This is a genomic window from Streptomyces sp. NBRC 110028, assembly GCF_001417735.1.
Lineage (GTDB): Bacteria > Actinomycetota > Actinomycetes > Streptomycetales > Streptomycetaceae > Streptomyces.
In genome coordinates this window covers 43,044-55,269 of the sequence record NZ_BBUZ01000037.1, presented here as the reverse complement: position 1 = coordinate 55,269, position 12,226 = coordinate 43,044, and the positions used below count along the sequence as shown (strand labels likewise).

Genomic DNA, 12,226 nt, shown 5'->3' with positions numbered 1-12,226 from the left:
ACCCCATGTCTCACCCCACACCACAGGCGACGACGCTCGACGAGGTCCTCACCGCCGCCGATCCCCTCACCATCGCCGATACGACCTTCGGCTCCCGCCTGATCATGGGCACCGGGGGCGCGCCCAGCCTGGACGTCCTGGAGCGCTCGCTGCTCGCCTCCGGCACCGAGCTGACCACGGTCGCCATGCGCCGCCTGGACCCCACGGTGCAGGGCTCGGTGCTGTCCGTACTGAAGCGCCACGGCATCCGCCCGCTGCCCAACACCGCGGGCTGCTTCACCGCCGGGGAGGCCGTGCTGACCGCCCGGCTCGCCCGCGAGGCGCTGGGCACCGACTGGGTGAAGCTGGAGGTCGTCGCCGACGAGCGCACCCTGCTCCCCGACCCCATCGAGACGCTGGAGGCCGCCGAGACCCTGGTGGACGACGGCTTCACGGTCCTGCCGTACACCAACGACGATCCGGTGCTGGCCCGGAAGCTGGAGGACGTCGGCTGCGCCGCGATCATGCCGCTGGGCTCGCCGATCGGCTCCGGTCTGGGCATCCGCAACCCGCACAACTTCCAGCTCATCACCGAGCGCGCCGGGGTGCCGGTGATCCTCGACGCGGGCGCGGGCACGGCGTCCGACGCCGCGCTGGCCATGGAGCTGGGCTGCGCGGCCGTCATGCTGGCCTCGGCCGTGACGCGCGCCCAGGAGCCGGTGCTGATGGCGGGGGCGATGCGGCACGCGGTGGCCGCGGGGCGGCTCGCGCACCGGGCGGGCCGCATCCCGCGCCGCCACTTCGCCGAGGCGTCGTCCCCGGCCGAGGGCCTGGCCGCCCTCGACCCGGAGCGGCCCGCGTTCGCGTAACGGACGGCGACGGGGCGACCTACCGTGGGAAGCGGAGGTGGTCGCCGTGACCGTGGCCGACCGGATCGAGCGCGAGACCTACGTCGCCGCCCCCGTCGACCGCGTCTGGCGGGTGCTGACCACGCCGGAGCACATCCGCACCTGGTACGCCCCCGGCGGCTGCGAGATCGAACCGCGCCCCGGCGGCACCGTCCGCTTCCGCTGGGACGAGCACGGGGAGTTCCACGGCCGGGTCGAGCGGGCGGTCCCCGACGCCCTCTTCCGCTTCCGGCTGGCCCACGCGCCCGACCGCGCCCCGCTCGGGCCCGGCCAGTCCACCGTGGTCGAGTTCACGCTCTCCCCGGAGGGCGCGGGCACCCGCCTCCGCCTCGCCGAGACCGGTATCCGCGCGCTCGACCTCCCGGACGAGGCCAAGGCCAAGCACGCCGAGTACGCCGCCCTGGCCTGGACCTCCGCGTGTGAGGAGCTGGCCGCCCTGGCCGCCGCCTCGCACAACTGAGGCCGAGGTCACCGTTCTGTCGCAGCACGTACCGGACATGCGGGCAGCGGTCCAACGCGGCGGTGACGGCTCGTAGACTGCACTCTCGTGGATACGACGCTCCAGGACCCCCTTGTCGGGCAGGTGCTCGACGGCCGCTACCGCGTCGAGGCGCGCATCGCCGTGGGCGGGATGGCGACGGTCTACCGGGCCGTCGACACGCGGCTCGACCGCGTCCTCGCCCTGAAGGTGATGCACCAGAGCCTCGCCTCGGACGCCGCCTTCGTGGACCGCTTCATCCGCGAGGCCAAGTCCGTCGCCAGACTCGCGCACGCCAATGTGGTCGGCGTCTACGACCAGGGCACCGACGGCGCGCACGTCTACCTGGCCATGGAGTACGTCGCCGGGTGCACCCTGCGTGATGTGCTGCGCGAGCGCGGCGCCCTGCAGCCCCGCGCCGCCCTGGACATCCTGGAACCGGTCCTGGCCGCCCTCGGCGCCGCTCACCGCGCGGGCTTCGTCCACCGCGACATGAAGCCGGAGAACGTCCTGATCGGCGACGACGGCCGGGTCAAGGTCGCCGACTTCGGCCTGGTCAGGGCGGTGGACACCAACACCAGCGCCTCCACAGGGTCCGTCCTGGGCACCGTGTCCTACCTCGCGCCCGAGCAGATCGAGCACGGCACGGCCGACACCCGCGCCGACGTCTACGCGTGCGGCGTCGTCCTGTACGAGATGCTCACCGGCTCCAAGCCGCACGGCGGCAGCACTCCCGCGCAGGTCCTCTACCAGCATCTGCACGAGGACGTCCCGCCCCCGTCCGTCGCCGCGCCCGAGGTCGCGCCGGAGCTGGACGCGCTGGTCGCCTCCGCCGCCGCGCGCGACGTGTCCCTGCGCCCCGCCGACGCCGTCGCGCTCCTCGGCCAGGTGCGGACGGCGCGGGCCGCCCTCACCGACGCCCAGCTGGACGCCGTACCGCCGCAGGCCCACGAGGACGCCCCCGGCGACGGCTCCGAGGACCGTACGGCGGTGATCCCCCGCCCCGCCGGGGCCGCCGCCGCGTCCGCCCGGGACGAGCTGCACCACACCAGCCGCCTCGACCTCCCCGCGGACCCGCCCGGTCCGCGGCCGCGCCGCCGGATGCCGCGCCGCGGTGTGGTGACGATCGTCGCCGCCGTGCTGCTGGCCCTGGGCATCGGCGCCGGGGTCTGGTACATCAGCGCCGGGCAGTTCACCAACGTGCCGTCCGTGCTGAAGATGACCCGGTCGGACGCGGAGAAGAAGCTCCACAGCGCCGGCCTGGACGTCAAGGTCGTCCAGGACTACAGCGACGTCGTGGACAAGAACAAGGTCATCAGCACCAAGCCCGGCGTCGGCGAGCGCATCCGCTCCACCGGCACCGTCACCATCCACGTCTCCCAGGGCCCGCCGCGGGCCGAGGTGCCCAACGTGGTCGGCCGGCCGCTCACCGAGGCCAAGCAGAAGATCGCCGACGCCGGGCTGAGGGTGGGCACCGTCACCCGCAGCTTCAGCACCGAGACCCCGCGGAACGCGGTGCTCTCCACCACCCCGGGGCCGGACGCGGTCCGCCGCCCCGACACGGCCGTGAACATCGTGGTCAGCAAGGGCGAGCCCATCGACATCCCCGACCTCATCGGCGACGACCCCGCCGACGCCCGGTCCGAGCTGCGCGACGCGGGCTTCAAGGTCGAGTTCGCCGAGCGCCGGGCGTTCTCGGACGAGGACAGGGGCACCGTCGCCGCACAGTCCCCGGGCGAGGGCACCAAGGGCGCCAAGGGCGACACGGTGACCCTCACCCTCTCCAAGGGGCAGCAGATGATCGAGGTCCCGGACGTCGAGGGCGACAAGGTCGACGACGCGAAGCGGAAGCTGGAGGACGCGGGTTTCACGGTGAACGTCGACAAGCCGCTGCTGTTCCCGGGCGACACGGTGAAGGACCAGTCGGTGTCCGGCGGCGACAAGGCGCCGAAGGGGAGCGAGATCACGATCACGGTGAAGGGCGGCGTCTTCTAGAACCGCCACGCCGTGGCCGATATCAGAGCCGTGTCAGTCGTTTGTCAGGCCCGTCGGGGAATGTGGCCACAACGACCGCCACGGAAGGATTCCGATGAGCCGAACGGTTCCCATCCCGCAGGGCCTCCCCCTGGAGCGCGACGCGGGCCCCTTCGCCCCGCCCCGCCGGATCACCCGGCTGCGCGAGGCTCGCCCCGTCAGTCCCATGATCTTCCCCGACGGACATGAGGGCTGGCTCGTCACCGGCTACGACGCGGTCCGCCGGCTCATGGCCGACACCCGGTTCAGCTCCCGCCGGGACATCGGCATCCCCCACGTGCCGTACGAGATCTCCGGCATGCCCGTCCCCACCGAGCCCGTCCCGCAGTCGCCGGGCCTGTTCATCTCCATGGACCCGCCGGACCACACCCGGCTGCGGCGCAAGCTCACCGGCGCCTTCACCGTCAAACGCATGAAAATGCTCGAAGAGCACATCATCGAGATCACCGAGCGGCAACTGGACGAGCTGGCGCGCCTGACCCCACCGGTCGACCTGGTCAAGGAGTTCGCGCTGCCGGTGCCCTCGCTGGTGATCTGCGAAATGCTCGGTGTCCCCTACGCGGACCGCGACACCTTCCAGGTCAACTCCGCCAAGATCATGGTCAAGGACCAGACGCTCGAGAAGAAGATGGCCGCGTTCGGCGCGATGACCGCGTACCTGTCCGAACTGGTCACGCGCAAGCGCGCCGAACCCAGCGAGGACCTGCTGTCCGACCTGGCCCGGGATGACGACCTGACCATCGAGGAGCTGGCCGGGGTCGCCTTCCTGCTGCTGCTCGCGGGCCACGAGACCACCGCCAACATGCTGGGTCTTGGCACCTTCGCGCTCCTGGAGCACCCCGAGCAGCTGGCGGAACTGCGCGCCGCCCCGGATCTGCTCCCCGACGCCGTCGAGGAACTCCTGCGCTACCTGTCCGTTGCCGACATCTTCTATCGCTACGCCACGGAGGACATCGAACTCGGCGGGGAAACAATCCGTAAGGGATCGACCGTCGTTGTCTCGCTGCTGGCCGCCAACCGCGACCCCCAGCGCTTCGACAACCCCGACACCCTGGACATCCACCGCAAGGCCCGCGGCCACCTGTCCTTCGGCCACGGCGTCCACCAATGCCTCGGGCAGCAACTGGCCCGCATCGAGATGCGCGCCGGTTTCGACGGGCTGCTGCGCCGCTTCCCGACCCTCCGGCTCGCCATCCCCGCGGACGAGGTGAGGCTCAGGACCGACATGAACGTCTACGGCGTCCACGCCCTCCCGGTCACCTGGACCGGCGCCTGAGTACGCACACTCATGGAGGCGTCCCGCCCGGTTCCCTACACTGAGCCCTCGATCACGGTGAGTCGCGAGTCGCGACAGAGGGGGAGCGCATGAACCTTGCAAGCGCCGACGGCATGCCCACCTGGGGACAGGGCGGCTCGGGAAAGCTGAAGTCCAGCAAGTCCGCGTGGACCACGGCGGGCAGGGATGTCGGCAAACTCCGGGGGAACATCAGGACCGCGCTCACGAAGTTGGAGGAGAAACAGACGGGCCTCGGCGCGGGCGGCAAGACCGGGGGCGGCACCAAGAGCGGGGCGGCCCAGCGGGAGCTGTACCACTCCTGGTCGCGCTACCTGAAGGGCGTGAGCGGCAAATGCGGCACCCTCCAGGACCGGCTTGAGAAGGCCGGGGAGGAACACCGCAAGAACGACGAGGCCACCAAGCACACGTTCGATCGGCTGGACGGCGTGTACAAGGACACGAAGCCGGTCGGCGGCGAGAGCCGGGGCAGGTGACGGGGAGCAGTGGATTACGCGACTCTCACGTCCCTCAAGCCGTCGGAGTTCGAGGACGCCGCCGATGGCTACCAGTCCGTCAGCAACATGGCCGACCACGCCAGGGAGACGGTTGAGCGGCGGATCGCCGGCAAAATGCAGGCGGCTCTTGAGGGCGAGGCCGCTTCGGCGGCCCTCACTCAGTTACGGAAATTGGGGCAGAACTTCCATTACATCCAGGTGGAGTGCGGTCTCGTCAGTACGGCGCTGAACGCCATGGCGAGCGACTTCCGGGAAGCGAAGAACAAGCTCGACTCCGCTGTGGCGGATGCGCAGGAGCAGAAGCTCACGGTGAACGCGGATGGCTCGGTGAGCTATCCGGCAGGGGGCGAGAAGGGAGAGGACGGCAAGACTCCGGAGGGCGGAAAGGTCTCCGGCATCGCAAAGGCTTCGTCGAAGGGGCCGCTCCCGGACGCCGGTGATTCGTCGGATACGGCCAGGTCCATTGCCCGGCAGGCAGCCAACCTCGATCCCAACCCGAACCACGCCCGGGCCCTGGAGTGCGCCGACCGCATCGCCCAGGCGATCCAGGAGGCGGCGGAGGCCGACGAGTTGTGGGCCCCGAAGCTGCGGTCGCTGAGGGCCGATGACGATCTGACGGTCTCCGACGACGACTGGATCGACACCAAGAAGGACACCGGCGGCGTCCGCAGCGGCGCGAAGGACTATCTGGACGCCATCAAGGACCGGCCCAAGAACGGCGATCCCCAGTTGACCGCCCGGTGGTGGAAGGGCCTGTCCAAGGATCAGCAGGAAGCCCTGATCGCCCTGGACCCGGCCGGCCTGGGCAAGACGGACGGGCTTCCCGCCGAGGTACGTGACGAGGCGAACCGCACCGTGCTGAGCGAGGCACGCGCCCAGTACCGGACGGAGCGGGACGCGATCCCGCCCGAGCCCACGAAATTCAGGTCTCTCGGCCCCAACGTCGAGGCGTACACCGACGAATGGCTCGCCTGGCACCACAAGTACGAGAATCGAGCCAAGCAGCTGGACAAGGCGCTGGCCGGCATGGACAACATCGAGAAGCGCTTCGAGAGGACGGGGACGAAGAACCTTCCCGAGGCGTATCTCCTGGGATTCGACCCCTTTGCGAATACCGACGGAAGGGTCATCATCGCCAACGGTAATCCGGACACCGCCGACCACACCGCAACGTATGTACCGGGCTCGAAGACGGACCAGACAAATATCGAAGACGAGCTGGACAAGAGTGAAACGTTGTGGCGTGAGAGTAGTTCCCGGTCAGCCAATGAGTCTGTGTCGACGATCACGTGGTTCGACTACAACGCTCCACGCTCAGTGAAACCTATGATTGAACACGACGTTCTCCCCGAAGCCATGTCCGATAAATACGCGGCCGAAGGGGCGCCCCGCCTCCGACAGTTCCTCGACGGCAATGCGGCGGCACACGAGGCGGCCACGGGAGAAAAGGGCCACAGCACACTCATGGGCCACAGTTACGGCACCACGGTCATAGGCGACGCCGCCAAGGTCGATCCTCCTTATCATGGGGATCGGACCCACGACCCCCTGCCGGTGGATGACGTCATGACGGTGGCCAGCCCTGGCGTGCAGGCGAAGTCGCCCGGCGACATGGGCATCGACCCCCAGCACTTCTGGGCGATGGCCTCCCCGGACGACACCGTACCGGGCTGGGGTAAGTCGGCCGGGCTCGGCGAGGACAGGATCGTTCCCTCGGATTCGGAGTTCGGCGCCAATATCATGACGACAGACACCGAGGGACACAGCGGATACTGGGATTACAAAGACAATGAGGCCTCAGACAGCCTGAAGAATCAAGCAAACGTCATTGTGGGCAGGTACGGCGACGTCAAACTGAAGCAGGAGGCTCACGAGTGACGCTGCTTGGCGGAAGTAAGGTCTGTGCAAGTCTGGCGCTACTGAGCGCCCTGATGCTGACAGTAGGGTGTTCCTCGATGAATGAGAAGTCGAGCGGCCTGGAATACGAGCCACAGGTTCGCAAAAGTCGAGCAGTGGAAGAGGAAGTCGGCACGCTCTCCAGCAGGCTGCTCGAAATGCTGAAAATCAAGGGAAAGGTAACCGACCTCGCCCCCATGGCCAGTTCCTGCCAGGTAGGGGATGACGACACGAAAAAGTATCGCAGCGTTCGACACCCCTGGTCCATTTACGACGTGGACAACAAGGCCCTCGAGAAGGGCATGAACAACCTCGCAGACAAATTGCCGCAGCAGGGATGGCGAGTCGTGAAGGACGGGCCCGACTCGAGCAAGAATCGAAACCGGGAGATTCTGGCTGTTCACACCAAAACGCACACCCAGATGGAAGCCACGTGGATGAAGGGGCTCGACGGACATGAACCAATGATTTCGTTCGCCGTGTACTCCCGGTGCTTCCGCGACCCCGGTCACTCCTCCTGACCGACCCCCCCTGGGCGGGCTGGGATGCTGGAGGGGTGAGTACGAAACGCAGCCGCAACCCCATCGGCGGCCACATCCGTGTCGCCGGTGGCCTCGCCACCACCGGCCTTCCGCACGCGCGGGACATCGGCGCCGAGGCCGTGCAGGTCTTCGTCGCCAATCCGCGCGGCTGGGCCACCCCGGCCGGCACCCCGGCCCAGGACGAGGCGTTCCGCGCCGGGTGCGCCGAGGGGGCGGTGCCGGTGTACATCCACGCCCCGTACCTGATCAACTTCGGTTCGCACACCGAGGCCACCGCCGAGCGCTCCGTCGATTCGCTGCGGCATTCGCTCCGCCGCGGCCGGGACATCGGGGCGCTCGGGGTCGTCGTGCACACCGGTTCGGCGACCGGCGGGCGGGCGCGGGAGACGGCGATGGCGCAGGTGCGGGAGCGGGTGCTGCCATTGCTGGACGAGCTGACGCATGACGACGACCCGCCCCTGCTGCTGGAGCCGACCGCGGGGCAGGGGACGTCGCTGTGCGCGCTGGTGGAGGATCTCGGCCCGTACTTCGAGGCGCTGGACCGGCATCCGAAGCTGGGCGTCTGCCTCGACACCTGCCATGTCTTCGCCGCCGGTCACGACCTGGCCGCCCCCGGCGGGATGAAGCAGACGCTGGACGAGCTGGTGGACGTCACCGGCGCGGGGCGGCTGAAGCTGATCCACGCGAACGACTCCAAGGACATAGTCGGCGCGCACAAGGACCGGCACGCGAACATCGGCGCCGGGCACATCGGCGAGGAGCCGTTCCGGGAGCTGTTCACGCATCCGGCGACGCAGGGGGTGCCGCTGGTGATCGAGACCCCGGGCGGGACCGAGGGGCACGCGGCGGACGTCGCACGGCTCAAGGCCCTGCGGGACGGATGACGGCACACCATTGAGGAATACCCCCCAGGGGTATAGCGTTCCTTCCGTCGAAGGATCGCTACTACCCCATGGGGGCACCCGACATGGATCACGTGGAGCACCACGCGCACAGCGAAACCGGCCACGACCACCACCACGGCCCCGCACCCGCCGGCTGGCCCATGGCCGCCCAGGCCACCCTGCACTGCCTCACCGGCTGCGCCATCGGCGAGATCCTGGGCATGGCCATCGGCACAGCACTGGCCTGGCACAACGTCCCGACCATGATCCTGGCGATCGTGCTGGCCTTCGTCTTCGGCTACTCCCTCACGATGCGCGGCGTCCTGCGCGCGGGGCTGGACCCGCGGAGCGCGCTACGGGTCGCGCTGGCGGCGGACACCGTATCGATCATCGTGATGGAGCTGGCGGACAACGGAACGATCCTGCTGTTCCCGGGCGCGATGGACGCGACCCTCTCCGACGCCCTGTTCTGGCTGAGCCTGGCCCTGTCCTTCGCGGTCGCCTTCGCCATCACCACGCCGGTCAACAAGTGGATGATCGGGCGGGGGAAGGGCCATGCGGTGGTGCACCAATACCACTCGACGACCCGGGACTAAAGTCCCAGGCTTGCACAACGGGCGCCACTGGCTGTGGTGCTGCGCTTGCGTCCTGCCCCACACGCGGGTTCGAGCAGTGGGGCTGGGGCGGTCGAGTGCGCCCCGCGTCGCCACAACACCCACGCTTTCGCGCGGATGTTGCGGGAGCTGTTCCGGTCTGCGTGATCAACGAATCCGCAGCTCCGGCACGCGAACCGGGCCTGCGAGACCCGGTTCGCTTTGTCAATGTGCCCACACTCGGCGCAGGTACGGGAGGTGTACGCCGGATCGACATGCACCACCGGCACCCCTGCCCTGCGGGCCTTGCACGCGATGAACTGCCCCAGCTGGGCGAAGGACCAGCTTGAATGGGTGGCCCGTTGGGGCTTGCGAAGCCGTACCCGCTCGCGGATGCCCGTCAGGTCTTCCAGGGCGATTCCGCGAGCGGTGCGTTCCGCCTCGACCACCACATGTTTCGCGATCTTGTGGTTGATGTCCCGCGCCCGCCGTGCCTCTTTGCGCCGCCGTTTCTTCAGGCGGCGTCTGGCGGAGGGGGTGTTCTTCTTCTGCAGCTTGGTGCGCAGCGTGCGTTCTCGGGCGCGGATGCGGTTGAGTTCCCGCCCGGCCATGATCTGGCCGTCGGAGGTGGTGGCGATGTTGATGATGCCCAGGTCGACGCCCAGGAAGTCCACCGGCTCGTTGTTCGGCGCGGCATCGGGCACGTCACAGGTGGCATTGAGGAACCACATGCCATCCCGACACACGAGGTCGGACTCGCCCTTGCGGTGGAGTGCCAGGGTGGCAAGTTGCTCCGGCGCGGCGGTGAATGCCACGTCCCTCATCCGCCCTGCGGTGGTCCAGATCGAGATGCGGCGCTGGTCGATCTGCCAGGACAGCATCCGGTCGTCGTAGGGCTGCGCACCCTGCGGGCGGAAGGCGACGGGCTTCTCCACCGCCCTGCGGTACCGCTTGGAACCCGGTCTGCCCAGGTTCCCGGCCTTCAGGGCGGACTTCAGCGTGGCGTAGGCGTCGCAGGCCTTCTTGATGACGCGCTGGGCGGCCTGCGCCCCCAGTCCCCAGCGAGCCTTGATCTGATGATAGGTGTGCTCGCGCAGCGCGAAATTGTTCTTCACATTCTTCTCGAACGCCACGCCGCTGGCCCAGGTGGCCGCTTCGTTGCAGGCGCGCAGGGTCGCCTCCAGCGCCACCGCCTGCTCGGACGTCGGCAGCAGCCTGACCTGCATTACCAGCTTCACGATCAGCAAACCTACATAGACGTACGACTACCCGCCGCATGTTCACCGCACATCACTCGACCGAGTGAATCCGCTACCACAGGGACGCAGCACCGGCTCCGCCGGTTACGACCGGCCCGGTCACCTCTCCCCCGGCGCCTCCGCCTCCAGGGCGACGAGCAGGTCGTCCAGCACGGGCAGCGCCCGCTCCAGCGCCTCACGGCCCGCCGGGTCGAGGCCGTCCAGGGCCCGGCGCAGGGCGGCGGTGCTGGTGCGGTCGTAGGCGTCGAGCATGTCCAGCGCCTTGGGTGAGGCGGTCAGCCGGACGGTGCGCAGGTCGACGGTGGAGGGGATGCGCTCGACCAGGCCGGCGGCGGTCATCGTACGGACCAGATTGCTCACGGTGGACGGCGCGACGCGCAGGCGGGACGCCACCTCGCGCGGGGTCGCGTCCCCCGCGGCGAGCACCCGCAACAGCTCGATCTGGGCCTCCGGCAGTTCGGGGAGCCCTGCGGTGTGGCGGGTGCGCAGGACGGCCCTGCGCAGGGGGCCGAGAAGTCGGCCGAACTCGGTCGCGGTGTCCATGGACCCCATTCTGCCGGGGCCATTGGTTTTGCAACAAAACAGTTTTGTTGCAAAATGGAGGGCGACCCTGGATCCCACCCCGAGGAGGCAGTACAGACCATGACCACCGTCGCCAACCCCGTCCCCCCGCAGGACCTCTCCGGGATCGTCGGACACCGCTTCATCTACACCTACGCCAACGGCTGGCAGTACGAGATGTACGTGAAGAACGACCACACCATCGACTACCGCATCCACTCCGGCATGGTCGGCGGCCGCTGGGTCAAGGACCAGCACGTGGATCTGGTCCAGCTGGACGACGACAGCTTCAAGGTCTCCTGGAACGAGCCCACCGGCACCTCCGTCTCGGTGAACGTGATGCCGCGCAAGCGCCGTCTGCACGGCGTGATCTTCTTCCCGCACTGGGTCGAGGAGCACGGCGAGCGGACCGTCTGCTACCAGAACGACCACCTCGACGCGATGCGCGCCTACCGCGACCAGGGCCCGACGTACCCGGTGTACGTCGTCCCCGAGTTCGCCAGGATCACCCTCTTCGAGCACGTCGGCGCGGACGACGAATCGGTCATCGCGACGGCACCCGGCGCCCTCCCCGAGGGCTGGTCCAGCCGCACCAACTGAACGGGGCGGCGCCCTACAGCTCGGGCCCGTCGCCCGGCTCCTCCTGGTACGTGTAGCGCTGCTCGCGCCAGGGGTCGCCGATGTTGTGGTAGCCGCGCTCTTCCCAGAAGCCCCGCCGGTCGGCGGTCATGTACTCGACACCGCGGACCCACTTCGGGCCCTTCCACGCGTAGAGGTGCGGGACGATCAGCCGCAGCGGGAAGCCGTGCTCGGCGGTCAGCAGCTCGCCGTCCTTGTGGGTGGCGAACATGGTCGCCTCGGCCTTGAAGTCCGACAGCCGCAGGTTCGAGCTGAAGCCGTACTCCGCCCACACCATGACGTGCGTGACGCCGGGCGCCGGCGGCGCGAGCTTGATGATCTCGCTCACCGCGACGCCGCCCCATTCCGCGCCCAGCATGGAGAACTTGGTGACACAGTGCAGATCGGCGACGACCGTCGAGTAGGGCAGGGCGGAGAACTCCTCATGCGTCCAGCGGTGCTTCTCCCCGTCCGCCGTCGCGCCGAAGACCCGGAACTCCCAGCGGTCCGGCCGGAATTTCGGGACCGGTCCATAGTGCGTAACCGGCCACCCGCGCTGCAGTCGCTGACCCGGAGGCAGCTGCGCGAGCTCTCCCTCACGGTGCTCCGGCTGACCCATGGACTCCATGCTCTCAGACCGCCGGGGGTGGTCGGGACCAGGGCATGCGGCGCCGGGGCAACTC

Annotated in this window: 13 protein-coding genes; 10 read left to right on the top strand and 3 right to left on the bottom strand. The window is 69.0% G+C overall.

Features of this window, described 5'->3' with window-relative positions; all coding sequences use genetic code 11:
• The first annotated feature begins 5 nt into the window (after nt 1-5).
• The 9 genes from ASC60_RS29625 to ASC60_RS29585 all read left to right on the top strand — a co-directional run bounded on the left by ASC60_RS29625 (nt 6) and on the right by ASC60_RS29585 (nt 9,108).
• Nucleotides 6-848, top strand: a complete 843-nt coding sequence (locus tag ASC60_RS29625) for a thiazole synthase (RefSeq protein WP_063787231.1) — start codon at nt 6-8, stop codon at nt 846-848.
• Nucleotides 849-894: 46 nt separating this feature from the next.
• On the top strand, nt 895-1,347 hold the full coding sequence (locus ASC60_RS29620; RefSeq protein WP_234357193.1) for an SRPBCC domain-containing protein: 453 nt from the start codon (nt 895-897) through the stop codon (nt 1,345-1,347).
• An 87-nt stretch (nt 1,348-1,434) separates the two neighbouring features.
• The gene (pknB, locus tag ASC60_RS29615; RefSeq protein ID WP_055556286.1) at nt 1,435-3,360 is read left to right on the top strand and encodes a Stk1 family PASTA domain-containing Ser/Thr kinase; all 1,926 of its coding nucleotides are present in this window, start codon (nt 1,435-1,437) and stop codon (nt 3,358-3,360) included.
• A 94-nt stretch (nt 3,361-3,454) separates the two neighbouring features.
• A complete protein-coding gene (locus ASC60_RS29610) occupies nt 3,455-4,675 on the top strand; it encodes a cytochrome P450 (RefSeq protein WP_055556284.1) in 1,221 nt (406 codons plus the stop codon).
• Nucleotides 4,676-4,764: 89 nt separating this feature from the next.
• Nucleotides 4,765-5,169, top strand: coding sequence for a hypothetical protein (locus ASC60_RS29605; protein ID WP_055556282.1), 405 nt, complete (start codon nt 4,765-4,767; stop codon nt 5,167-5,169).
• A gap of 9 nt (nt 5,170-5,178) precedes the next feature.
• Complete coding sequence (locus tag ASC60_RS29600; RefSeq protein ID WP_055556280.1) at nt 5,179-7,068, top strand: alpha/beta hydrolase; 1,890 nt, start codon at nt 5,179-5,181, stop codon at nt 7,066-7,068.
• Nucleotides 7,065-7,607, top strand: a complete 543-nt coding sequence (locus ASC60_RS29595; protein WP_159043336.1) for a hypothetical protein — start codon at nt 7,065-7,067, stop codon at nt 7,605-7,607. Before ASC60_RS29600 ends, ASC60_RS29595 begins: the two co-directional genes overlap by 4 nt.
• A gap of 35 nt (nt 7,608-7,642) precedes the next feature.
• A complete protein-coding gene (locus ASC60_RS29590) occupies nt 7,643-8,512 on the top strand; it encodes a deoxyribonuclease IV (RefSeq protein ID WP_055556277.1) in 870 nt (289 codons plus the stop codon).
• Nucleotides 8,513-8,580: 68 nt separating this feature from the next.
• Nucleotides 8,581-9,108 carry a DUF4396 domain-containing protein gene (locus ASC60_RS29585; RefSeq protein ID WP_055556275.1) on the top strand — a complete coding sequence of 176 codons (528 nt, stop codon included), beginning with the start codon at nt 8,581-8,583 and terminating at the stop codon, nt 9,106-9,108.
• Here ASC60_RS29585 and ASC60_RS29580 read toward each other — a convergent pair.
• Together ASC60_RS29580 and ASC60_RS29575 are read right to left on the bottom strand one after the other, a co-directional pair.
• The gene (locus ASC60_RS29580; protein WP_055556409.1) at nt 9,105-10,343 is read right to left on the bottom strand and encodes an RNA-guided endonuclease TnpB family protein; all 1,239 of its coding nucleotides are present in this window, start codon (nt 10,341-10,343) and stop codon (nt 9,105-9,107) included. The two genes, ASC60_RS29585 and ASC60_RS29580, sit on opposite strands and share 4 nt — an antisense overlap.
• A gap of 120 nt (nt 10,344-10,463) precedes the next feature.
• Nucleotides 10,464-10,907 (bottom strand): MarR family winged helix-turn-helix transcriptional regulator, encoded by a 444-nt coding sequence (locus ASC60_RS29575; protein ID WP_055556273.1) that lies wholly within the window; start codon nt 10,905-10,907, stop codon nt 10,464-10,466.
• Between the two features lie 99 nt (nt 10,908-11,006).
• On the opposite strand from ASC60_RS29575, the gene ASC60_RS29570 reads away from it, so the two are divergent.
• A complete protein-coding gene (locus tag ASC60_RS29570) occupies nt 11,007-11,525 on the top strand; it encodes a phenolic acid decarboxylase (RefSeq protein ID WP_055556271.1) in 519 nt (172 codons plus the stop codon).
• Between the two features lie 13 nt (nt 11,526-11,538).
• On the opposite strand, the gene ASC60_RS29565 is transcribed toward ASC60_RS29570, so the two are convergent.
• The gene (locus ASC60_RS29565; protein WP_055556270.1) at nt 11,539-12,162 is read right to left on the bottom strand and encodes a sulfite oxidase-like oxidoreductase; all 624 of its coding nucleotides are present in this window, start codon (nt 12,160-12,162) and stop codon (nt 11,539-11,541) included.
• Between the last annotated feature and the right edge of the window lie 64 nt (nt 12,163-12,226).